24 protein-coding genes and 1 tRNA gene are annotated in these 24,511 nt (G+C 24.3%); 10 read left to right on the top strand and 15 right to left on the bottom strand.

The window, feature by feature from the left end; genetic code table 11:
- The first annotated feature begins 90 nt into the window (after positions 1-90).
- Positions 91-1,446: a magnesium transporter gene (gene mgtE / locus BGIGA_RS02510; RefSeq protein ID WP_041178395.1), complete on the top strand. Its 1,356-nt coding sequence runs from the start codon at positions 91-93 to the stop codon at positions 1,444-1,446.
- Here mgtE and BGIGA_RS02505 read toward each other — a convergent pair whose 3' ends face one another.
- Positions 1,447-2,451, bottom strand: coding sequence for an RluA family pseudouridine synthase (locus BGIGA_RS02505; RefSeq protein WP_014726800.1), 1,005 nt, complete (start codon positions 2,449-2,451; stop codon positions 1,447-1,449).
- Complete coding sequence (locus BGIGA_RS02500; protein ID WP_014726799.1) at positions 2,452-3,339, bottom strand: PASTA domain-containing protein; 888 nt, start codon at positions 3,337-3,339, stop codon at positions 2,452-2,454.
- Between the two features lie 38 nt (positions 3,340-3,377).
- Between BGIGA_RS02500 and BGIGA_RS02495 the strand changes: the two genes are divergently transcribed.
- Positions 3,378-4,364: a D-alanine--D-alanine ligase gene (locus tag BGIGA_RS02495; protein ID WP_014726798.1), complete on the top strand. Its 987-nt coding sequence runs from the start codon at positions 3,378-3,380 to the stop codon at positions 4,362-4,364.
- A 138-nt stretch (positions 4,365-4,502) separates the two neighbouring features.
- Here BGIGA_RS02495 and feoB read toward each other — a convergent pair whose 3' ends face one another.
- Both feoB and BGIGA_RS02485 read right to left on the bottom strand, forming a co-directional pair.
- Positions 4,503-6,524, bottom strand: a complete 2,022-nt coding sequence (gene feoB / locus BGIGA_RS02490) for a ferrous iron transport protein B (RefSeq protein ID WP_014726797.1) — start codon at positions 6,522-6,524, stop codon at positions 4,503-4,505.
- Positions 6,525-6,539: 15 nt separating this feature from the next.
- Positions 6,540-6,761, bottom strand: a complete 222-nt coding sequence (locus BGIGA_RS02485; protein WP_014726796.1) for a FeoA family protein — start codon at positions 6,759-6,761, stop codon at positions 6,540-6,542.
- Positions 6,762-6,823: 62 nt separating this feature from the next.
- Here BGIGA_RS02485 and rseP point away from each other — a divergent pair, with 62 nt between their 5' ends.
- Positions 6,824-8,158, top strand: a complete 1,335-nt coding sequence (gene rseP, locus BGIGA_RS02480; protein WP_014726795.1) for an RIP metalloprotease RseP — start codon at positions 6,824-6,826, stop codon at positions 8,156-8,158.
- Here the strand turns inward: rseP and BGIGA_RS02475 are convergent.
- The gene (locus tag BGIGA_RS02475; RefSeq protein WP_014726794.1) at positions 8,108-8,704 is read right to left on the bottom strand and encodes a 5-formyltetrahydrofolate cyclo-ligase; all 597 of its coding nucleotides are present in this window, start codon (positions 8,702-8,704) and stop codon (positions 8,108-8,110) included. The two genes, rseP and BGIGA_RS02475, sit on opposite strands and share 51 nt — an antisense overlap.
- A gap of 53 nt (positions 8,705-8,757) precedes the next feature.
- Positions 8,758-9,552, bottom strand: a complete 795-nt coding sequence (locus tag BGIGA_RS02470) for an alpha/beta fold hydrolase (RefSeq protein ID WP_014726793.1) — start codon at positions 9,550-9,552, stop codon at positions 8,758-8,760.
- 83 nt (positions 9,553-9,635) lie between these two features.
- Here BGIGA_RS02470 and BGIGA_RS02465 point away from each other — a divergent pair, with 83 nt between their 5' ends.
- Complete coding sequence (locus BGIGA_RS02465; protein WP_014726792.1) at positions 9,636-10,412, top strand: type III pantothenate kinase; 777 nt, start codon at positions 9,636-9,638, stop codon at positions 10,410-10,412.
- A gap of 7 nt (positions 10,413-10,419) precedes the next feature.
- Here the strand turns inward: BGIGA_RS02465 and BGIGA_RS02460 are convergent, their stop codons facing one another.
- From BGIGA_RS02460 to recG, 7 genes are all read right to left on the bottom strand, one after another.
- Positions 10,420-10,830, bottom strand: a complete 411-nt coding sequence (locus tag BGIGA_RS02460; protein ID WP_014726791.1) for an HIT family protein — start codon at positions 10,828-10,830, stop codon at positions 10,420-10,422.
- Positions 10,823-11,305: a transcription elongation factor GreA gene (greA, locus tag BGIGA_RS02455; RefSeq protein WP_014726790.1), complete on the bottom strand. Its 483-nt coding sequence runs from the start codon at positions 11,303-11,305 to the stop codon at positions 10,823-10,825. Before greA ends, BGIGA_RS02460 begins: the two co-directional genes overlap by 8 nt.
- A gap of 295 nt (positions 11,306-11,600) precedes the next feature.
- Positions 11,601-12,917: a UDP-N-acetylglucosamine 1-carboxyvinyltransferase gene (gene murA / locus BGIGA_RS02450; protein WP_014726789.1), complete on the bottom strand. Its 1,317-nt coding sequence runs from the start codon at positions 12,915-12,917 to the stop codon at positions 11,601-11,603.
- 13 nt (positions 12,918-12,930) lie between these two features.
- Positions 12,931-13,527: a DUF4290 domain-containing protein gene (locus BGIGA_RS02445; protein WP_014726788.1), complete on the bottom strand. Its 597-nt coding sequence runs from the start codon at positions 13,525-13,527 to the stop codon at positions 12,931-12,933.
- 9 nt (positions 13,528-13,536) lie between these two features.
- On the bottom strand, positions 13,537-14,544 hold the full coding sequence (locus BGIGA_RS02440) for a cation diffusion facilitator family transporter (RefSeq protein WP_014726787.1): 1,008 nt from the start codon (positions 14,542-14,544) through the stop codon (positions 13,537-13,539).
- A gap of 9 nt (positions 14,545-14,553) precedes the next feature.
- Complete coding sequence (locus BGIGA_RS02435; protein WP_014726786.1) at positions 14,554-16,680, bottom strand: ATP-dependent helicase; 2,127 nt, start codon at positions 16,678-16,680, stop codon at positions 14,554-14,556.
- 8 nt (positions 16,681-16,688) lie between these two features.
- Complete coding sequence (gene recG / locus BGIGA_RS02430; protein ID WP_014726785.1) at positions 16,689-18,773, bottom strand: ATP-dependent DNA helicase RecG; 2,085 nt, start codon at positions 18,771-18,773, stop codon at positions 16,689-16,691.
- A gap of 49 nt (positions 18,774-18,822) precedes the next feature.
- Between recG and BGIGA_RS02425 the strand changes: the two genes are divergently transcribed.
- The 4 genes from BGIGA_RS02425 to ribD all read left to right on the top strand — a co-directional run bounded on the left by BGIGA_RS02425 (position 18,823) and on the right by ribD (position 20,976).
- Positions 18,823-18,897, top strand: a tRNA-Val gene (locus BGIGA_RS02425).
- Between the two features lie 33 nt (positions 18,898-18,930).
- The gene (rpsU, locus tag BGIGA_RS02420; RefSeq protein WP_014726784.1) at positions 18,931-19,128 is read left to right on the top strand and encodes a 30S ribosomal protein S21; all 198 of its coding nucleotides are present in this window, start codon (positions 18,931-18,933) and stop codon (positions 19,126-19,128) included.
- A 27-nt stretch (positions 19,129-19,155) separates the two neighbouring features.
- Positions 19,156-19,935 carry a shikimate dehydrogenase gene (locus BGIGA_RS02415; protein WP_014726783.1) on the top strand — a complete coding sequence of 260 codons (780 nt, stop codon included), beginning with the start codon at positions 19,156-19,158 and terminating at the stop codon, positions 19,933-19,935.
- A gap of 9 nt (positions 19,936-19,944) precedes the next feature.
- Complete coding sequence (gene ribD, locus BGIGA_RS02410) at positions 19,945-20,976, top strand: bifunctional diaminohydroxyphosphoribosylaminopyrimidine deaminase/5-amino-6-(5-phosphoribosylamino)uracil reductase RibD (RefSeq protein WP_014726782.1); 1,032 nt, start codon at positions 19,945-19,947, stop codon at positions 20,974-20,976.
- On the opposite strand, the gene BGIGA_RS02405 is transcribed toward ribD, so the two are convergent.
- The gene (locus BGIGA_RS02405; protein ID WP_014726781.1) at positions 20,965-22,008 is read right to left on the bottom strand and encodes an acyl-CoA reductase; all 1,044 of its coding nucleotides are present in this window, start codon (positions 22,006-22,008) and stop codon (positions 20,965-20,967) included. The two genes, ribD and BGIGA_RS02405, sit on opposite strands and share 12 nt — an antisense overlap.
- Before the next feature lie 15 nt (positions 22,009-22,023).
- Here BGIGA_RS02405 and BGIGA_RS02400 point away from each other — a divergent pair, with 15 nt between their 5' ends.
- Both BGIGA_RS02400 and BGIGA_RS02395 read left to right on the top strand, forming a co-directional pair.
- Positions 22,024-22,353, top strand: coding sequence for a 4Fe-4S dicluster domain-containing protein (locus BGIGA_RS02400; RefSeq protein ID WP_014726780.1), 330 nt, complete (start codon positions 22,024-22,026; stop codon positions 22,351-22,353).
- 12 nt (positions 22,354-22,365) lie between these two features.
- Positions 22,366-23,040, top strand: coding sequence for a uracil-DNA glycosylase (locus tag BGIGA_RS02395; RefSeq protein WP_014726779.1), 675 nt, complete (start codon positions 22,366-22,368; stop codon positions 23,038-23,040).
- A gap of 12 nt (positions 23,041-23,052) precedes the next feature.
- Here BGIGA_RS02395 and lpdA read toward each other — a convergent pair whose 3' ends face one another.
- Positions 23,053-24,477, bottom strand: a complete 1,425-nt coding sequence (gene lpdA, locus BGIGA_RS02390) for a dihydrolipoyl dehydrogenase (protein WP_014726778.1) — start codon at positions 24,475-24,477, stop codon at positions 23,053-23,055.
- Positions 24,478-24,511 lie beyond the last annotated feature (34 nt).

Below are 24,511 nucleotides of genomic sequence, written 5' to 3'. Positions count from 1 at the left end.
TAATTTTTTTTTATGCATAACAATATAGAAATTGTTTTATTTTCGAATAAATTCAGTCATGTTATTATTTCAAAAAAAAGAAAAGAAAAAATGTTTAATGAGGAACAAGATTATTTAATAAATAACGATCAGTTTCTAAATCGTATAACTATAAGTAGATTAATAAAAATTATTCATCATCATCCTAATGATGTTGTAAAAATATTTAGTTTGTTAAAACGATGTAAAGCAATTACTACTTTTAAAGTATTAGACTTTTCTATAAAAAAAAAAATAATACAAGGTTTATCTTCTATTAAAAAAATGGAATTATTAAATAATTTACCGGTAGATGATCGTGTTGATTTTTTAGAAAATCTTCCAAAAAATATTTTAAAAGATTTAATCAAATATTTAAATCCAGAAGAAAAATATAAAACTTTAGAATCTCTAGGATATCCTAAAAATAGTATAGGTCGTTTGATGATTCCATATTATATCGCAGTTCAAGAAACTTGGAGAGTACAAGACGTTTTAGATTATATTCGTAAAGAAGTAAAAAATAGTGATGTTATAGAAATTGTATATATAGTAAACCAAAAAGGAAAATTAATAGACGATATAAAAATACGAGAATTTTTATTAGTAGATCCAAAAACAAGAGTCTCTGAGTTATTAATAGATGGTCGATATACTGAATTTTTAAATATTACAGATACAGAAGAAAAAGCGAATAGAATGTTTTCTATGAGTAATAGAATTTCACTTCCAGTTATAGACGATAAAAATTTTTTATTGGGAATTGTAACTATCGATGATATTTTATGGGTTTTAAATGAAAATTATAGAGAAGACTTTCAAAAGATAGGAGGAATGGAAGCTTTAAATCAATCTTATTTAAATGTTCCTTTATATCAACTTATTAAAAAAAGAGCTGGATGGCTGATTTTATTGTTTATAGGAGAAATGTTAACAACAACAGTAATGCAACAATTTTCAAGTGTTATAGAAAAAGCCGTAGTTCTTGCTTTGTTTATTCCTTTAGTTGTTTCAAGTGGAGGGAATAGTGGCTCTCAAGCTGCAAGTTTAATTATACAAGCAATGTCTTTGGGAGAGGTGAAAATAAAAGATTGGTGGATTGTGATGCGAAGGGAAATTATTTGCGGTTTTTTTTTAGGTAGCATTTTGGGATTAACAGGTTTTATACGTATAGTAGCTTGGCATAAAATCAATTTATTTAATTATGGTTCTCATTGGATATTGGTAGGTATTACGGTATTTTTATCCTTGATTGGAGTCGTTTTATGGGGAACATTAAGTGGTTCAATGTTGCCTTTTATCATTAAAAAATTAAGAGGAGATCCCGCTAGCTCTTCAGCTCCTTTTGTCGCTACATTAGTAGATGTTGTTGGATTAATTATATATTTTTCTATATCTTGTCTTCTTCTGCATGGAACTTTATTATAATCATAAAAATGTTTTTCTACATTTTTGTAAAACAATTTTAAAATCTTCAGGAATTGGACAGTAGAAGTCACATGTTCCATTTTTTGGATGAATAAAAGAAATAGATATAGCATGTAAAGCTTGTCTTGGTAATATTTTAAAACAAGTTTTAAAAAATTCTATACTTTGATTTGAACATTTTTTTTTCATAAAAATCCTATTTCCCCCATAAATAGAGTCGTGAAATAATGGATGGCCCAAATATTTGAAATGAGCTCTGATTTGATGTGTTTTTCCTGTTTTTAGAGAACAAGAAACATAAGTTAAATACTTAAACCTTTCTAATACTTTATAATGTGTTACAGAATATTTTCCTTTTTTATATTCATTTTTTTTAAAAATAGTCATTCTTTTTCTATTTTTAGGATCTCTTCCAATAAAACCAGTTATTATACCATTTTCTTCAAGCAAATTTCCCCATATTAAAGCTCTATATTCTCTTTTAATTGTTTTATAGTAAAACTGTTTAAATAAATATTCTTTAGAATGTTCATTTTTCGCTAAAACTAATAAACCTGATGTATCCTTATCTAATCTATGAACTAATCCACTTCTGTATAAATCAAAATTATTCAAATTTGATTTTTGAAAATGATGTTTTATTCCATGAATTAATGTCCCTTTTTGATTTCCATATCCAGGATGTACTACCATTCCTGCAGGTTTATTAATTACAATAATGTCTTCATCTTCATGTATAATATCAAGATTCATTTTTTCCGCAATAATGTTTCTATATTCTAAACAATCTAATGTATTAATATTAGATATTTCTATTTCCACAAAATCTAAAGGTTTTATTTTATAATTTTTTTTTTTTACAATATGTTGATTCACTATCACTTTTCCTGAAATAGTTAATTTTTGAATTTGATTTCTACTAATGTTTTGTATATTTTTTTTCAAAAACTTATCAATGCGAATTTCTTTTTTATTCTTTTTTGCAATAATTTTAATTTTTTTCATTTAGTCTGATTCTATTTTTTCTTCTGTTTGAATTTCTTTTGTTTGTTTTTTAGAATCTTTTTCTTCTGTTTGAATTTCTTTTGTTTGTTTTTTAGAATCTTTTTCTTCTGTTTGTGTTTGAATTAAATGATCGAACAATTCTTTTGAAGTTAACCAAAGTTCAACAGATTTATTTTTTTCATGAATTGATCCTGGATCAGGTTTTTGACGATATACTTTTGCGTCTTTGTAAGGATTTGTTATAACATGATCATAATAAAAATTTATATGAAATAATTGATTTTTTAAAATATACATTGCCGAATGTAATGACATTCCAATAACATTAGGAACAATCAAATTATTTTTTTCATATCCTTTTCCAATGATCAAAGTGATTCCATCTTGATTAGATGGAAATCTATATCCAAATTGAATAGATTTATTTTTATATAAAACTTTTAAAACGGTATCTTTATCCATCTCATTAATATATATGATTTCTTTAACAGATATATGATTAGCATGAAGCAGTTTTATGGCTATTTGTTTATTTTTATTTATGATATTAGGTAAAATATATTGGGATGATTTAGAATTAACTTGTATATAAACATGTCTTCCTTCTTTTACATGATCTCCAGCTTCTGGAGAAAAGGAAATAATTTGATTCATTTTAAAATTAGGATCATAACGTGATGTATTTATATCGTATTTAAGACCTAGTTTTTTTAATCTAGACCTAGATTGAGGTAAAGAAAAACCTCTCAAATCAGGAACTACAACATAAGAACCATGTTTTGTGTAAATATCTACCCATTTCAATGCCAATTGAGTAATTTTATATAAAATTAATATGGCAATCAAAAAATTTATGATGAATATTATAAAATATTTTGAATAGTTCATGAAAAAAATAAACAAACTAATAAAATTAAAAATAAATAATGAAAAAAATAGCTGTTATTATGGGCGGATATTCAAAAGAATCTATTATTTCATTGAAAAGCGGAAAAGTAGTTTATGAAAACTTATGCAAAAAAGAATTTGATTCTTATCGAATATATATTCTCAAGGAGAAATGGTTTATGAAAGATGATAAGAATAAAGAGTATTTTATAAATAAACAAGATTTTACTGTTTTTGGAATGAAACATATTAAATTTGATTGTGTATTTAATGCTATACATGGAACTCCAGGAGAGGATGGAATATTACAAGCTTATTTTGAGTTATTAAGAATTCCTTATACAGGATGTAACTTCCATCACGCTAATGTTACTTTTAATAAAAAGTATTGTTTAACTTTGTTGAAATATTTTGGAATTAATACAGCTGAATCTTTTTTTTTAAATAAAAATCAAGCTTTTTGTATAAAAAAAATTATAAAAAAAATAGGACTACCTTGTTTTGTAAAACCTAATAGATCTGGATCTAGTTTAGGGATCAGTAAAGTTTATGAAGAAAAAGATTTGTTTGATGCCATGCAAAAAGCTTTTCTAGAAGATGAAGAAATTATTATAGAATCTTTTCTTGAAGGAAAAGAGGTTTCAGTAGGTGTTTTTTCATTTAAAAATGAAGTTATTGTTTTACCAATAACAGAAATAATTAGTCAAAATGATTTTTTTGATTTTGAATCAAAATATTCTGGAAAATCTAAAGAAATTACCCCCGCAAAATTATTACCTAACATTGAGAATAAAATACGAAAAATCGCAAAAAAAGTATATAAATTTCTAAATTTATCAGGAATATCTAGAGCAGAATATATCATTGTCAATGATGAACCTTTTTTTTTAGAAATCAATACCGTTCCAGGTCTTTCAGAAGAGAGTATTTTTCCTAAACAATTGAAAATAGTTGGGATTTCTTTATCCGATGTATTTAAAGATTCTATATATGCTTCCATTGAAAAAATGAATAAAAATGAATAAAAATTTCATAATTTACAATTGCATTTTTTTTGATAAAAGTTTTTTTTTTCTTTTATACAAAAAAAATTCAATAATCGACTCAATAAACAAAAAACTGAATATAAAAAAAATAAACCTATTATAATATATTGACACATTTTATTTTTTTAATGTTTGATATGTTAATAATGAAGTTGTATAAGCTAGTAAAGTCATAAAAAAAAATTGTATGATTGGCCACTTACAAGATTTTGTTTCTTTTTTTAGTATGGATAAAGTGCTCATACATTGCATAGAAAATGCATAAAAAAATAGTAAAGAAATCCCTGTTGCGAAATCATAAATCGGTTTTTTAGTTTTGGTGTACATTTCTTTTTCTTCTATGCTGTACACAGAAGCCATTGTACTCACAAAAACTTCTCTTGCTACAATAGATGATAACAATCCTATTCCAATTTTCCAATCGAATCCCAATGGATGAATTACAGGTTCCATTTTTTTTCCTAATAGACCCAAATAAGAATGAGACAATTCTTTTTTTTGTATATTTATTCCCGAATTACTGCTTGATGAATTTTCAGAAGGACCAAAAGTTCCCAAAACCCAAATCAATATATTAATTAATAAAATCATTTTTCCCGCATTTATAATAAACGATTTAAGATTGATCCATAGAGTAATTAAAACGTTTTTTAACATAGGAATTTTATAAGTGGGAATTTCCATGATAAGATGACTTTTATAATTTTTTTTCAAGAATTGATGCAAAATCATTGATACACTCAAAGCAGATATAATTCCCAAAATATACATAGCCATGAGCACAATTCCTCTTAGTTGAATGAAATACCATTTTTGATCCGGGATAATTACCGATATAATTAAAGTATAAATAGGTAATCTTGCAGAACAAGTCATAAAAGGAGTCGCTAAAATGGTAATTAAACGATCTCTGGGATTTTCTATATATCTAGTTGACATAATTGCAGGAATCGCGCAAGCTATACTAGAAATAAGAGGAACAACACTTTTTCCATTTAATCCAAAAGGTCGCATAATTTTATCCATTAAAAATATAACTCTGCTTATGTAACCACTTTCTTCCATAATAAGAATAAAAAATAGTAAAATAAAAATTTGTGGAATAAAAGAAATAATGGTGCTGATTGCAGGCAATATTCCTTGCAAAAAAAAATTATTTAAAGGACCAGGATAAATATTTTCTAATTTTTTTTGTATAAAAGAAAAAAAAAACTCTATAAATTGTTTAGGAATTTCTGACCAAAAAAAAATACATTGAAAAATGAAAAATAAAAAAAATAAAAAAATGAAATAACCCCAAAAAGGATGTAGAATTAAATAATTATCTATTTTTTTTGAAAATTTCAAATAATTTTTTTCTTTGTTCGAAATCAATTTCGAAACTGCTTTTGATAAAATTTTTTCTATTTCTTCATATCTATATAATATTTCCTTTACCTGTAATCTTTTTGGTATAATATTATATTTTTTTTTTATTTTATCTAATAAATAATTTTCTTTTTCTTTAAAAAATTTTCTATTATAAGCTAAATAATACCAAGCCTTATAAGTGTTTACTTGGTAATTATTTTTCACATCATTAATTGCAAGAGAATAATGTAATTCTGGATTGAAGAAATAGGTTTCTTTTGTTTTTTGATTTAATTTTTTTATTTTTCTTTTAATTTCATTCAATCCTATTCCTTTTCTTGCGTTAATTAATACAATTTCTGTTACAATAAATCTTTTCAATTCTTCTACATTGATGAATACTCCTTTTTTTTTTGCTTCATCAAGCATATTTAATACAAAAAGAACAGGAAATCCTAAATCTTGGACTTGTCTAAGTAAAAGAAGACTTTTTTTTATATTCGAGGAATCTGCTACTATTATGATTTTATCTGGATAATCTAAATCATTTGTATTGCTTAGCAATCTGCTAACTACTTCTTCATCTTCAGATGAAGGATATATGCTATAAATTCCAGGAAGATCTATAATTTTATAGCATATGTTTTCATAATGAAAATATCCTATTTTTTTGTCCACTGTAACTCCTACATAATTTCCAACTTTTTGATTGAGTCCAGTTAATTTATTGAACAAAGAAGTTTTTCCTACATTTGGATTTCCAACAAGCGCTAATTTAATTTTTGGCATTATTTTCTATTCTAATTAAATAGGTTCTATTATGATATTTTCAGCTTCTTTTTTTCGTAAGGCTAAACAAGATTGATCATAGCTTATACACAATGGATCATAAAAAATAGAAACAAAAAGTATTTCGAATTTTACCCCCGGTAAAATTCCTAATTCTAATAATTTTATGGGAAAATTATCATTTTTATATCCCTTAATAATTCCTTTTTCTCCTTTTTTAAGATTAGATAAATTCATAATATATTTTTATTTTGTAATAAAGGTTTAAATTTATCTTTTTTATTTTTTAAATTTTAGAAATGTCATCAATTTTAATTAGATCTATACAATTGCTACTTAGCATTTCTATATTGGTTATTGTTCATGAATTAGGTCATTTTATTATAGCTCAAGTTTTTAAAGTAAGAGTTGAGAGATTTTTTTTATTTTTTGATCCTTGGTTTTCTATTTTAAAAAAAAAGATAGGACATACTATTTATGGAATAGGTTGGTTACCTTTAGGGGGATATGTTAAAATATCTGGAATGATGATGGATGATAAAAATGTTTTATCAGAATCAGAAAAAAAAACTAAAAATTGGGAGTTTCGTTCTAAATCAGCGATAAAAAGACTATTAATCATTTCTGGAGGAATTATTTTTAATATATTATTATCCGTTTTTATTTTTACTTTTTTATTGTTTAAATATGGAGAAACTTCTCTTCCTACAAAAAATGTTAAATATGGAATAGAAGTTGATTCTTTAGGAGAGAAAATCGGATTGAAAAATGGAGATAAAATTTTATTCGTCAACGAAAAATATGTTCCATATTTCAATGATATTCCTAAAGAAATTCTATTGGGTAATTCTATTACTGTAGATCGTATGGGAAATATTATAAAATTATCATTAAGTAATAGCAAAAAAAAATTTCTTTTTGATAGAAAAAAACTTAATTTTTTTATTAAACCTCGTGTTCCCCCTATAATCAATTATGTGATAAAAAATTCTGAAGCCGAAAAATATGGATTAAAAAATAATGACGAAATATTAGCTATTAATTCTGAATTTGTTCTTTTTTCTGATCAATTGAAAGATTTATTATCAAAATATAAAAATGAAAACATATTAATATCCATTAATAGAAATGGAAAATTTATTCAAAAAGAAATTTTTTTAGACTCAAAAGGAATTTTAGGAATTTATTTAAAAAATTTTATGGATTTGGATCAAATTTTTTTCTTTGAAAAAAAGAATTACTCTTTTTTTGAGAGTATTCCTTACGGAATAAAAAAAGCTTGGGATGTTTTAAAAAATCAAATCTTTTTTTTGAAAAATGTTTTCCATATAGAAACTAAAGCTTATAAACAAATAGGTAGTTTTTTTTCCATAGCTAAAGAATTTCCATCTAAATGGAATTGGGATATTTTTTGGACTTTAACTGCTACTTTATCCATTTGGTTAGCTTTTTTAAATTTATTTCCTATCCCATCATTAGATGGTGGTTACATATTATTTATCATGATAGAAATGATAACAAGAAAAAAAATAAATGAAGAAATTATTGAACGTTGTACTATTTATGGATTTGTAATTATGAGTTTAATTATGATGTTTATCATTACTTGGGATATTTTCAAAGTTTTCCTTTGAATTGAATTTTTTAAATAAAAAAATATGATCGGGAGTGACTCCTATATCTATTAATAAATCGTTTTTATGTATACCTTTAATTTTTCTTATAGGATAAAAAAAACTTAAACCTATTTTAATAGCATTTTTTTCACATAAAGGAATAAATCTATCATAAAAACCTTTTCCATAACCTATTCTGTACCCTCTTGAATCAAATATTAATAAAGGAATAAATATTACTTCTACAATAGATATCGAAATAATGTATTTATGCTTAGAAATAGGCTCCAGAATTCCATATTTTTTTTTTATTAAAATAGTATTTTCATGTAATAAACAATTTTCTATGGATAACTTATGAAAGTTAGAGCATGGAACAGTAACACATTTTCCTATTTTTAGTAAAAAATTGATAATAATAAATGTATCAATTTCTTTATATTCACGTATGGGTAAAAAAATGTGATAATATGTTTTTTCCCATATAAAAAATATTTTTTTTAGTTGAAAAAAAATTTCATAACTCATTTTTATAATTTCCTTTTGAGAAATAGATTTTCTCATATGTAAATATTTTTCACGTAATTTTTTTTTATTAAACAAAATAAACTTATATCTTAATTTTTAATAATAGAAAAATCTATAAAATTTTCTAATATTTTTATTACTTCTTTAGGATATTCTATATGCCCCATATGACCTGTAGGAATTGCAAAAAAATAAGTTTTATTTCCATATTTAGTTTCTTCATAAATTTTTTTTACATCAAGAATTAAATCGTATAAACCAGCTATATATAATTTTGGAAATTTAGTTGTTTTTAGCAAAAATTTTCTATTTTTTCGCATGAACATTCCTTTTGAAAAAGCAATAATGCTATTAATAGAGGTATATGAAGAAATTTTTTTTACAAAAGTAATCTCTTTTTGTAAAGAAAAAAATTTTTCATGATGAAATAATCTTTTTATGCTTGTAGAGATAAATAATGGATAATTATTAATGGCCAATTGAATAGATTGAATGCGTCCTTTTTTTTTTTCAAGTGTATCTGATTCTGTTGTAGAATGTAGTAAACATAAACCTAAAAACATTTCTGGATATTTTTCTGCCATAGCTAAAGCAACATATCCACCCATAGAATGACCTACAAAAACAGCTTTTTGTATATTTTCTTTTTCTACAATTTTTTTTACAATTTCTGCAGATTTTTCCATGGTAAAAACTGTATTTTCTTTTAATGTTAAAATACTTTTTCCATGACCTGGAAAATCAATTGAAAGAACTCTATATTTATTAGAAATACTACAATATATATAATTCCATATTTCTAAACTTTCCATGAATCCATGTAATAATACGATAGGAATTCCTTTTCCTTTGATTTTTAAATTTATTTTACAAATATTAGTCATATATATAATTTTATGTATGTATGATATGTATGAAATTACATAAAATTCATTTTTTTTTCTAACATTCAAAAATGAAATGAATCATGTTATTAACAATAAATATTGGAAATTCTAGTCTTCGTTTTGGCCTATTTGATAACAATTCTAATTTAGAATGTAATTGTTCGTGGATCATTAATAGTAATCCACATAGATCGTTAGATGAATATATTTTTTTATTTAAAAATATCTATAATCAATATGGCATAATTTATAAATTTATACAAAATATTGTTATTGGATCTGTAGTTCCTCCTCTTACAAATATTGTGGAACAATCTTTGTATAAAATACATAAAATAAAACCTATTATTGTTGATAGAAACTCAGTTTCTTCTGTAAAACATTATTCTCATCAGTTAGGGACAGATTTATATGCTAACGCTATTGCTGCCCATACATTATACAAAAACAAAAATACTACTTTAGTAGTAGATTTTGGAACGGCATTAAGTTTAACTTGTACCGATAAATATGGAAAACTTAAAGGTATTATTATTGCTCCTGGAGTTAATACTTCTTTAATGGCATTAATTGGAAATACAGCACAATTATCACAAATTGAATTAAAAAAACCTTCTAGTGTATTAGGACAATATACAGAAACATGTATTCAAAGTGGAATCATATATGGGTGTTTAAGCATGGTTGAAGGGTTAATAAATAGAGTTAATCAAGAATTGAAAACAAATTGTTTTGTTATTGCGACCGGAGGTCTTTCTCATATATATACCCCTTTAACAAAAAAAATTCATATAAAAGATAAATTACACACAATAAAAGGATTAAAAATATTATTTCATTGTAATCATTCCAAATAATCTTTGTTTATATTTTTTGAATAGATTTTTCTATTTTTTCTGATAAAATTTGAAATTTTTTTGAAGACAAAACCATTCTATTTTTGGAGAAATTTCCATCACTTTCTTTATCCATAGGAATTAAATGAATATGTACATGAGGAATTTCGAATCCCATAACAAATATCCCCACACGATTGCAAGGAATAACTTTTTCTATACCTATAGCTACTTTTCTTGTAAAAGACATAATAGAGATAAATTCTTTTTCCGATAGAGAAAAAATTTTATCTCTATTACTTTTTTTAGGTATGATCAAAGTATGTCCTATTTTTATAGGATAAATGTCTAAAAAAGCTAGATGATCATAATTTTCTGCTACTTTATAAGCTAAAATTTCATTGTTAATTATTTTCTGAAAAATATTATTATTATTCATTAAATGCTATTTCTAAAATTTCATAATCAAGTATCATTTTATTAGGTAACTTAATATGAGCTATTTGTCCTACTTGTTTTCCAAGTAATCCTGTTGATATAGGAGTATTTATCGATATTTTTCCTGATTTTAAGTCTGCTTCTCCCTCTGGAACTAAAGTATATATTTGTTCTCCTCCATGGGTTAAATTTTTGACTCTTACAGTAGAAAGAATAGAAACTCTAGTTCTATTAATTTGTGATCCATCTATAATACGTGCATTGGATAATTTTTTTTTTAACTTGGCTATGTTCATTTCTAAAAAACCTTGAGCTTCTTTTATGGCATCATATTCTGCGTTTTCTGATAGATCTCCTTTATCTCTAGCTTCCGCTATTTGCATGGATATTTTTGGCCGTTCTATATTTTCTAGTCTTTCTATTTCTTTTTGTAACTTTTCTAATCCTTTTTTAGTTATATATTCAAATTTTTCCATAATTTTTCATTTTTTTCTGATCTTTTTCATTCAATTTATCTATTTATATTATTTATGATATATATATAAAGTTATGTGATTTTGAAATAAAACACATGTTTCATATGTAACAAAAAAAAACGCATTTCATTTTTTTGTTTAAAAAAAAGAACATTAAACGTATATTATATTTTGATCAAATTAAAATTACGAATTTTTGTGTTTTTGTTTCATAATTTAAAATGAGAAAAAAAATTTTTTTAGTTTATTTTTTTTAAAAATCAAAATAAAAGCTAAAAAATCGATTTAGATCATTTCATTTCATTCTTATAATATCTGCCCCTAAAACACGTAGTCTTTGATCTATATTTTCGTATCCTCTATCTATTTGTTCTATATTTTTAATTATACTGGTTCCTTTAGCAGAAAGAGCAGCTATAAGAAGAGAGATTCCAGCTCTTATATCTGGAGAATTTAATATAGATCCTCTTAAAGGTGATTTATGATTTAGTCCTATTACAGTAGCCCTATGAGGGTCGCATAATATAATTTGAGCTCCCATTTCAATAAGTTTATCTACAAAAAATAATCTGCTTTCAAACATTTTTTGATGAATTAAAACACTTCCTTTAGCTTGAGTGGCGACTACCGTTAAAATACTTAATAAATCTGGAGTTAATCCAGGCCATGGAGCATCAGATATTGTTAATATTACATTATTTAATGATTTTTTAATTTTATAATATTTTTGTGATGGAATATAAATGTTATCTTTATCTTTTTCCAATTTAATTCCCATTTTCTGAAATGTGTTAGGAACGATTCCTAAATTTTTCCAGCTAACATTTTTAATTCTAATTTCAGAACAAGTAATAGCAGCTAACCCAATCCAACTCCCTATTTCAACCATATCAGGAAGTATAGTGTGGGTACATCCTCCTAATTCTTTTACTCCAATTATGTTAATCAAATTCGATCCTATTCCTTTAATTTTTGCTCCCATTTTATTTAATAATTTGCACAACTGTTGAATATAAGGTTCGCAAGCTGCATTATAAATAGTAGTTTTTCCTTTAGCCAGAGTGGCCGCCATAATGACATTAGCTGTTCCTGTAATAGAAGCTTCTTCCATTAAAATATACTCTCCAGTCAAACTGTTTTTATTTATTATGCGTAAATCAAAATATTTGGATTCATTATCATAATGAATATTACTCCCTAACAATCTTAATCCTGTTAAATGAGCATCTAAACGTCGTCTACCTATTCGATCGCCTCCAGGAATTGGAATACAAACTTTTCCAAATCTAGCAAGTAAAGGCCCAGCAATCATAATTGATCCTCTTATGGATTTTCCATATTCACGAAATTTTTTCGTATTTAAATATTCAATATTTATATTTTTTGCTTGAAAAGTATAATCTCCAATTCCGTTCTTTTTTATTGAAACTCCTAAATTTTTAAGAATTTGCATTAAACATTTAACATCTCCTATTTCTGGAATATTTTGAATTCTCAATTTTTCTGGAGTTAATAATACAGCACATAACACTTGTAAAGATTCATTTTTCGCCCCTTGAGGTTTAATTTCTCCTTTTAAAGAAGATCCTCCTTTTATTATAAAAGTCCCCATTATAGTGATTTAGCTAATTTTTAATAATACTTTTTTTATATTTCAAAATATGAGAACATTGTAATAACGGATCTGTATTTTTCATCAAACATATTTTTCCTTTTGACAGTTTTTTTAAATCTTTAAATATAACGTCATCTTCTACCATACTTTTATTCCATCTTAAATAATTTTTTTTCATGGTATTAGCTATCGCATAAAATAATCCTTCTTTCTTTTGCGTATTTTTGCAACGTATTGCTGCATGGATCATATTTCTTATTATTTTTCCATAATATCTAAAATTAGTTAAGTATTCAGGGTATACTACTTTTTTATTAAAAAAACTTATTTTATAGGTTTCTTTTGAATTGGGTTTAGGAAAAGGTGTATCAATATCTAATTGGTATTTAGACATAATAAATAATTGATTCCATAGTTTATGTTGAAAAAAAGAGATTGACTTGTTAAATTTAGTATGAACAGAACTTGTCATTAATTTTATTATACCCCATGCACAACGATTTCTTTTTTTTCTATTTTTTATTTGTATAGCGTAATCTATCATCTTATGAATATTTCTTCCATATTCTGGGATCACCAATTTGAAACGATTAGTGTTGTATTCCATAATATCTATTTAAAGTTTAGTATTATTGTTGTAATAAGATATTTTGTCTAAAGTCCAAAGAATTCTTTTTTGAAAAATATTTTTTCTTACTTGACAAGAATGATTAAAACAAAATGCACAATGATTATTAGAACAAGCTTCAACGTGAACCGATAATTCTACTTTATATCCAAATTCATTTTTAGTTAATTGAGTTAACTTTTTGATTTCCTGATTGGCTTCTTTTATATTAAAAAACCATGGAACTGTTAGATGACAATCTATATGTAATGCACTTCCATATTTAATGATTTTTAAATGATGAAGATCTATCCAATGAATATCTCTTTTTTCATTTAGATAGAAAGATAATTTTTTTAAAAGTTTTTTATCAGATTCATCCATAATACCAGCTGTAGCATTTCTTAATAATTGAAATCCTGTATATAAAATTACGGATGAAAAAATAATAGAAATAATAGGATCTATCCATGCACATTTGGTAATATTCAATAAAATTAATCCTACAACTATTCCAAAAGTAGAATAAGTATCTATTTGAAGATGTTTTCCACTAGCTACTAATGTTAAAGATCCATTTTTATGTCCTAGCTTACAAGCTAAAAATCCTAAAAAATAATTAATAATTCCGGTAAAGGACATTAAAAGAAGACCATAATCTAGTCTTGATAAAAGAATTTCATGCATGTTATATTTAATAATACGTATAAAAGTATTTATAAAAATAGTAATTCCTACTATAGAAATTAAAACACCTTCTATAGCTGTTGATATAAATTCTATTTTACCATGTCCATATGGATGATTCTGATCTTTAGGTAAAGATGATATATAAAGACTGCATAATCCAATAAAACCGCTTATGATATTGATTAAACTTTCCATAGCATCACTAAATATAGAAAGGGAAGAAGTAATATGCCAAGTAATTAATTTTATGAAAAATAAAATAATTGCTACAAAACAAATCATTTTTTGAAAAAAAAAATTTAATTTAATTTTTATTGAATCATCCATAAATTATTGTTATGAGTAAATAACAAGTTTATCTAATTTTATCAAAATTCTTTTTTCTCCTGATTGTTTAAATTTTATTAAAGCTATTTGATTTTTATTTTGCAATTCTACAATGGTTCCTATTCCAAAATTTTTGTGAAAAACTTTTACTCCTTTTTTTATTTCTAAATATCTAGAATTTTGATTTTCTTGATTAAAATGATTCAAAGAATGAATTTCTTTTTTTTTTGATATGTATTTCTGATTCTCTACAAAATTTTTATTAAGTTCGTTAATAAAACGACTAGGAACATTTTCTTTTTTTTTACCCCATATGAATCTATACTTAGCATAAGTAAGCACAGCTTTTTTTTGAGCTCTAGTTAAAGCAACATAAAATAAACGACGTTCTTCCTCTATTTTAAACTGATTTTCAAAATCAGACTTTAAGGGAAACAAATTCTCTTCTAATCCTACAATAAAAACAATGGAAAATTCTAATCCTTTGGATAAATGCACCGTCATTAATGAAACCTTATTATTTTTATTTTCTTCATGATTTATATCATCATTTATTTCCAAATAAAAAAAACGTAAAAAACCAAACAAACTTGTATCTCCATTATTTTTTAATTTTTTTTGTTCTTGAACATATTGAAATGTATGATCAAGTATATATTGAAAATCTTCATGATTATAATTTTCCTTTAACAAAAAATTTTCTACATTTTTTGCTATTGTATATGCATGATCTTGTTCTACGTTAATACGTAACTTTTCTATTGTTAAAATTAAATTTTTAAGTCTATTTATTGTTTTATTACTTATTTTTAATAAGTATTGATAATTTTCAACATTTTTTATTATTTTATAAACCGTGATTCCTTTTATTTTTTTAGATAAACTTAAAATGTTTTTTACTATTTTTTGGTTCACTTTTTTTACAATGCGTAATAAAGATTCTTCATCATTTGGATTCACAATAATTCTAAGATAAGCTAGAAAATATCGAATTTCCTTTCTATTTTCAAGGGAAATGGATCCATATATATTATATGGAATATTATTTTTCTTAAGCGAATATTCAATAATATGTGATTGTCTGTTTGATCTGTAAAGAATAGCGAAATTTTCATATCGTAAATTTGTTTTCTTTTTTATTGAAAGAATAGAAGATGCAATATATTGTGCTTCTTCTAGTTCAGAAGAAGCACAATATATTCTGATTTTTTCTCCTTTTTCATTATTTGTCCATATTTTTTTAAAAATTTGATTTTTATTAAAAGAAATAATATTGTTAGATGCTTGCACTATATGGTTGGTTGAACGATAATTTTGTTCAAGACGAAAAATTTTAGCATTTTTATAATCAAGATGAAAATTTAAAATATTTGAAATATTAGCTCCACGAAAAGAATAAATACTTTGAGCATCATCTCCTACCACGAAAAGATTTTTGTGTTGAGAGACTAAATTTTTTATAATGGTATATTGAGATAAATTAGTATCTTGATATTCATCAATTAATATATATTTAAATTTTTTTTGATACTTTTCAAGTACATTTGGGAAATAAGAAAATAAATGATTAGTATAAAGTAATATATCATCAAAATCTAACGAATTTGCTTGAAAACAACGTTTTATATAAGATTTATAGATTTTAGTAAAAAAATCTAATTTTTTATTTTGAAATTTGTTTTTAAAATAGTACAAATTGTTTTTGTACTGAGAAATTTTTATTCTTATTTCTTTATAATTTAAAGATAAATTTGTTTCGAAATCTTTTAATATTTTTTTTATGATATTCTCTGAATCTTTATGATCATAAATAGTATAATTTGATTTTAATCCTAACCAATGAGATTCTTTCCTTAAAATGCTGGAAAATATCGAATGAAAAGTTCCTAGTGTTATTTGATCAAAATTTATTTGATTCATCATCATGTTAGAAATACGATCTTTCATTTCTTTAGCCGCTTTTTTGGTAAAAGTTAAAGCCAATATGTTAGAAGGAGATATTCCTATATTTTGAATCATATGAACAATACGATGTGTAATAACACGAGTTTTTCCTGATCCTGCTCCAGCAATAACCAGTATGGGACCTTTAATAATTTCTATAATTTTACGTTGAGAATTATTCAGAGAATTCATGGAATCTTTTATTTAAAAATTTTCCATTTATTTCTATAATATTCATAAAATATATTTTTTGTGTTATTTAAAAAATTAGGATTTTTTTTAAAAAATATTTTAGCAATTGGAAAAACTTCTTTTATTAATTTATAATCTTTGATCAGATTTACAATACGAAAATAATTTTTTCCACTTTGTTTAGTTCCTATTAAATCTCCACCTCCACGTAATTTTAGATCTTCTTTAGCGATTTCTAATCCTTTATTGGTTTCACACATTTTTTTAATTCTAAAAAAACCTTCGACACTGATTTTTTTGTCAGTAATAAGAATGCAATAACTTTGATGAATTCCTCTTCCAACTCTTCCTCTTAATTGATGTAATTGAGATAATCCAAAAAAATCTGCATTTTCTATTATAATAACTGAAGCATTAGGGACATTGACTCCAACCTCTATAACTGTAGTAGCTATTAAAATTTTAGTTTCTCCACGTAAAAACCGGTTAATTTGTATATTTTTTTCTTGAAAATTCATCTCTCCATGGAGAATTCCAATTTTATTTTCCAAATTTTTAAATTTTTCTCTGATTTCCTGATGTCCTTTTATTAAGTTTTTATATTTAAAAGAAGTATTTATGGTGGGATATATAATATAAACTTGTCTCCCTATTGAAATTTGATCTTTCACTATTTGAAAAGCTTGATCTCTATTTTTATTCCAAAAATGAATGGTTTTAATAGGTTTTCTTCCTAAAGGAAGTTTTCTTATAATAGAAATATTCAAATCATGATAAATGATCTTAGCTAAGGTTCTAGGAATAGGAGTTGCTGTCATAATTAAAATATGAGGAGGTTTATTATCTTTTTTCCAAATTTTTTCTCTTTGTTCTACTCCAAAACGTTGTTCTTCATCTATTATTGCTAATCCAAGATTTTGAAATTGAACTTTTTCTTGAATTAAAGAATGTGTTCCTATTATAATAGAGATTTTTCCTGTTAATATTTCATGATAGATAGATTTTCGTATAGAATCAGAAATAGAACTTGTTAATAAAGCTATTTTAATTCCAATTTTTGAAAACATTTTCTTGATAGAATAGTAATGTTGTATAGCTAAAACTTCAGTAGGAGCCATCAAACAAGATTGAAATCCGTTATCTAAAGCCACAAGCATGGATAATATAGCTATAATAGTCTTTCCACATCCGACTTCTCCTTGTAATAATCTATTCATTTGAATGGGTTTTTTCAGATCATTCCAGATTTCTTTAAATACTTTTTTTTGTTCTATTGTTAAAGAAAAAGGAAGAAAATATTTATAAAAAAAATGAAAATTCTTACCTAATTTTGTAAAAGGATAACTGTGTGATACTTTTTTTTTATATAGAAAAAAAAGTTTTAATATAAATAATTCTTCAAATTTCAGAGAATGTTGTGCTTGTGATAAAGAATCTAAAGATTCTGGAAAATGAATTTGAATTAAAGCTTTTTTTCTTGACATTAATTTTTTATTATTAATAAAATCTTGAAAAAAAAATTCGTTTATATCATTTTTTAACTCTTTTAAAAGATTTTGTAATAAATGAATCATAAAAGAATTATTTATTCCTTTTTTTTTTAAATTTATAGGAATAGAATATACAGGAAATATAGAATGGTTTTTTATTGAGGATGAAGATTGAAATTCTTTAATATTTGGGTGAACAATTTGAATTTTTTTTTGGAAATATTTAATTCTTCCAGAAACTATTACTGTAATATTTTTTGTTATATTTTTTATAAAATTATTTTTTCGAAACCAAATCAACTCAATGAAACCCGTTTTATCTTCCAGACATGCTATTAACATTTTTCCTTTTTTATTTTTGTAATTTATTTCTTCTATTTTAGTTATTTTACCTAATATTTGTACAAAATCATTATTATTATTATTATTATTTGACAATTCTGATATATTATTTAATGTATATATATGCATATATCCCTTAGGATAAAAAAAAAGTAAATCTTCATATGTATAAAGATTTAATTCAGTATTAAATAAATAAGCTTTTTTTAAACTTAATCCTTTTAAATATTTTATAGATTTTTTTAGAGTATTACAGGTCATAAAAAGTTAATTATAATCAAAAAATATATAATTTTGTTTTGATTTTAAAGGACATTTAGCTCAGTAGGTTCAGAGCGCTACTTTGACAGAGTAGAGGTCATCGGTTCAAATCCGGTAATGTCCACAAGAATTTCCACAAGAATTATTATTTATTATTATGATATTAATTACTACGGTTAGAGAAGGAGAATCCATTGAGAAAGCTTTAAAAAAATGTAAAAAAAAATTTGATAAAACTCGTATTTTAAAAGAGTTTAGAGAAAGACAACAATATATAAAACCTTCTGAAGGAAGAAGAAATGAAATACTAAGAGCAAAATATAGAGAACGTATGAAATTAAAAAAAGAAGAATAAATTTTGATTTTTTTTTATTTATAAAACATGAATGAAAAAATAAAAATTTATGGATTAATAGGAAAAGATATTAAGTATTCTTTTTCTCAAAAATTTTTTTTAGAAAAATTCCAAAAAGAATCTATTGTGAATACAAATTATGAAATTTTTGATATTCCAAAAATAGAAAATGTGTTGTATGTATTTAAAACCCCTTATTTGGAAGGATGTAACGTGACTATTCCTTATAAAACAAGTATTATTCCTTTTTTAACTAAAATAGTTCCTGAAGCTAAATCTATAGGATCTGTAAACGTAATAAAAATTTACAATCAATGTAAAACTGGATTTAACACAGATGTTTTAGGATTTGAGTCTTCTTTTAAAAAAGATTTGAATAATCAATTTATAAAAAAAAATAAAAAAAATTTACAAGCATTAATTTTAGGAACGGGAGGAGTTTCTAAAACAATTTCATTTGTTTTAGAAAAATTACAAATTTCATATAAATATGTATCTAGAAATAAGAAAAAAAATAAAAATTTTTTAGTATATGAAGATCTCAATCAAAATTTATTGGAAGAACACAAAATCATTATAAATTGTACTCCTGTAGGAACATATCCTAATGTAGATTTATGCCCAAATATACCTTATCAATATATTTCTTCTGAACATTATTTTTATGATTTAGTTTATAATCCCAACAAAACTTTGTTCTTAAAAAAGGCAGAAAAAAAAGGCGCTTTAATTAAAAATGGATTAGAAATGTTATATCTTCAAGCAGAAGAATCGTGGAACATATGGAAAAATAGAAAATATAAATAAAATTCATAAATGAAATATAAAGAAATATTTATGAAAAGAGCTATACAAATAGCTAAAAATGGATTAGGGCTTACATCTCCAAACCCTATGGTTGGTTGCGTTATAGAGAGAAATGGGCTTGTTTTGTCAGAAGGATGGCATTTCAAAAAAGGAATATATCATGCGGAATTTTTGGCTATTAATAATATAAAAAATAAATATTTATTTTTAGACTGTACTCTATATGTTACATTAGAACCATGTGTTCATTTCGGAGAAACACCTCCTTGTGTTGATTTTATAATTCAAAAAAATATACCAAGAGTAGTAGTGGGAATACAAGATCCTTGTGATAAAGTTAAAGGATTGGGTATAAAAAAATTAAAAAAATATGGAGTTGAAGTTATAGAAAATGTTTTAATAGATCGATGTCGGATTTTAAATAAACGTTTTTTTACTTTTTATAAAAAAAAACGTCCTTATATTATATTAAAATGGGCACAAAGTGATGATGGTTTTATATATTCAGAAAATAAAAAAAATAATTGGATCAGTGGAATATATGCTAGACAATTAAATCATAAATGGAGATCTGAAGAAGATGGAATTCTAGTAGGAAGAAAAACTGTATTAAAGGATAATCCGAAATTAAATGTTAGAAAATGGTTTGGAAAAAATCCTATTCGAATTTTTTTTGATCAAAAATTAAATATTTCTAACTCTCATTTTATTTTGGATGGCTCACAACATACTATTGTATTTACAGAAAAATACAAGAAAAACCTAAAAAATATAGAATATATTCAAATTTCTTTTGGAAATGAAAAGAAAATAATAAATCAAATATTAAATTTTTTGCATAAAAAAAAAATATTATCTTTAATAGTGGAAGGAGGAAAAGATACTTTAGAAAATTTTATTAAAGAAAATATTTGGGATGAATGCCGTATTTTCACATGCAAAAGAGTATTAAAAAGTGGACTAAAAGCACCTGAAATAAAAGGAACAATATCAAAAAAAATTAATCTTGATAAAGATCAACTTAAAATATTATCTATTTAAAAATTGAATTGTATCAATTTCATCTGCATAATCTCTTAATTCTGGATATTGTGTTTTTCCGAAAGAAATTTCTTTTTTCATGATATTTTTAGAAACTATACATTGTATATGTAGATTGTTTTCTGAAATTATTTTTTTTAACTGATCTAAATTATCATAAAACTCATAATAAACTACAGATATTGGACTGTGATAATTTTTTTCTTCTTTGAAAAGAATAAAATGATTTTTTTGAAAAAAAACTTTATTCATCGTATAGATGGACAGATAATATCTATAGTTATCTGTATATTTATAGTTTTCTGTAATATATTCGGATATAAATGATCTTTTTAAAATCAAATGAATATCATAATTATGAGGTATAAATATTTTTCCTACATTTCTACATCCTCTTCCTGAATAAGTTAACATATCTTGATTTAAAGAAATCAATTCCTCTTCTGTTTCAGTTCCTTGTAATACAGCTATAGAAGTTCTTCTTTTTCTAAGTAAAATAGGATATTTTCTAAAATAATATTCAAAATAACGAGCTGTATTATTGTTTCCCGTAGCTATTACATAATCAAATTTTTCATGAAAAATGTTATTTGTAAATTTTATTTTATTTTTCAATATAGGTTTTTCATGTGTTATTATCTTACATAAAAATGGAAGTAATAAATTGTCTTCTTCAGATAATTTAATTATGATCTTATGTCCTGATAAAAGAACACATAATAAATCATGAAATCCCACCATCGGAATATTTCCAGGCATAATAACAAGAATTTTTTTAGATTTATTTATTGCGAATGAATATTGATTTATCCAACATTCTAACTTTTCTTTTTTAAGAGTTTCTCCCCATTGGTGAAAAGTTATTAATAAATCTTCTATTCTAAACCAATGATTTACAATAGCTATTTTATTAATAATTTTTTGAAAACAAGGAAAAAATTTTTGATAATTTTTTGAAATATATTTGTCATGTGCATAAAATTTTTTAACTTCTCTCAAAAAATATCCTAATTTATCAAAGGTTTTAATCATTATTTAATAAATTTAATGTCCATAAAAATTACAGAAAAATGTATAAACTGCGGGGCTTGTGAACCCGAATGTCCTAATCAAGCAATTTATGAAGGAGGAAAGAAATGGAGAATGTCAGATGGGACTTCTTTAAAAAAAAACAAAACATTGGATCCAACTATACTTCAAGAACCAAAAGAAAAAAATATATATTTCATTGTTCCGGAAAAATGCACAGAATGCGTAGGATTTTACGATGAACCTCAATGTGTTATGATTTGTCCAGTTAAATGTTGTATTCCGGATCATAAAAATTATGAAAATAAAGAGGTCCTTCTTAAAAAGAAAAATTTTTTGCATGCTTAGATTAAAATATACATGCTAAAAAAATATATAAATTTTCATTGGAATTTGTTATTAAAAAATGAATATCATAAACCTTATTTCATAAAATTGTTAAAAACTCTTAAAATTGAGTATAATCGTTTTACTTGTTTTCCTAAACAAGAAAATATATTTTCTTGTTTAAAATATTGTTCTTTTAATAAATTAAAAGTAGTTATTATAGGACAAGATCCTTATTACAAAGAAAATCAAGCTGATGGTCTTTGTTTTTCTATTCCTGATGGAATTACTCTTCCTCCTTCGTTAAGAAATATATTTACGGAAGTGAATTCAAATTTTCACAATAATTTACGTCCCACTAGTGGATCGTTGATTCATTGGGCTGAGCAAGGAGTATTATTGTTAAATTCAATATTGACAGTAAGAAAAGATAATCCTTTATCTCATAAGAATATAGGATGGGAATTTTTTACAGATCAAATAATTCGAATTATTTCTGATAGAAAAAAAAATATTGTTTTTCTTTTGTGGGGAAAATATGCTCAAAAAAAAATATCTTTAATTAATTTTAATCATAATCATTACGTTTTAAAAACATCACATCCATCTCCTTTTTCTGCTCATATGGGTTTTTTTGGATCTAAACATTTTGAAAAAACTAATAATTTTTTAAAAAAAATAGGAAAAGAAACTATTTTTTGGTGTTAACATACATATAGATTACGTATGTATAGAACGACGATCAAAATTTAATTGAGCTGCTTCTTTAAATGATTCACTAAAAGTAGGATGAGGATGACATATTCTAAATATATCCTCTGAAGAGGATCTAAATTCCATAGCAACAGATGCTTCCATAATCATATCTGCAGCATGATCTCCAATAATATGAACCCCAAGGATGTCATCTGTTTTTTTGTGAGAAATCATTTTTAAAAAACCGTCAGTACAACCACTAGCCCGAGCTCTTCCTAAAATTTTCATAGGAAAAATCCCTACATTATATTCTATTTTATTTTTTTTAATTTCATTTTCTGATTGTCCTACACTGGCTACTTCTGGATAAGTATAAATTATAGAAGGCATTAAATCATAATTTAATTTATTAGGTTTTTGTCCTACTATATGTTCTACCACATATAATCCTTCTTCTTCAGCTTTATGCGCCAACATTTTACCTCCTACAACATCTCCGATAGCATATATGTTGTCAATAGAAGTTTGTAAATCATTGTTTACGAGTATAAATCCTTTTTCATTTATTTTAATATTTATATTTTCCAAACCTAGATTTTTTGTATATGGTTTTCTTCCTATTGATAAAAGACAATAATTTCCTATGAATTTAACTTTTTTTCCATTATGGTGATGTTTTGCAATAACTGATATTTTTTCATGATTTTCTTTAAATATATTGGAAACAGATAAAGAAGTTTCTATTTGAATGGAAGATTTTTCTAATATTTTACGCATTTCTTTACTTAAAGAATCATCCATATTTGATATGATTTGATCCATTGTTTCTATGATAACAACTTTACTTCCTAATCTATTAAAAATAGAACCTAATTCTAATCCAATTATTCCTCCTCCAATTATGATTAATTTTTTTGGAATTTCTTTTAAATTAATAGCATCTGTTGATGAAATAATTCTATTTTCTATATCAAAATTAGAGTGAGATAAACATAAAGGTTTAGATCCTGTGGATATTATGCAATATTTAAATTGTATTTCGTTTTTTTTTTGAAACGATATTTTATCTATAACAGATAGAATATTTTTTGTTTTAAACGAACCTATTCCCTGATATAAATCAATTTTATTTTTTTTCATTAAATATTTTATCCCACTATTTATATTCCTTACTATTTCATTTTTTCTATCCATCATTTTTCCGAAATCAAAAAATAATTTTTCAAAAAAAATTCCATGTGAAGAATAACTATTTTTAGCTAATGAGAAATATTTAGAAGAATCCAAAAGAGATTTAGAAGGAATACACCCTACATTTAAACATGTTCCACCCAATTCTTGATATTTTTCTATAATAGCAGTACGAAGGCCCAATTGGCTTGCTCTAATTGCAGATATATATCCTCCTGGACCAGATCCAATAACGACAATATCATATAAATTTTTCATTACAAAAATATTTTTATCTATCAAAGTTACATAC

The organism is Blattabacterium sp. (Blaberus giganteus) (assembly GCF_000262715.1).
Classification (GTDB): Bacteria; Bacteroidota; Bacteroidia; order Flavobacteriales; family Blattabacteriaceae; genus Blattabacterium.
The sequence above is the reverse complement of the archived record's forward strand: the minus strand, read 5'-3'. Positions and strand labels throughout refer to the sequence as shown.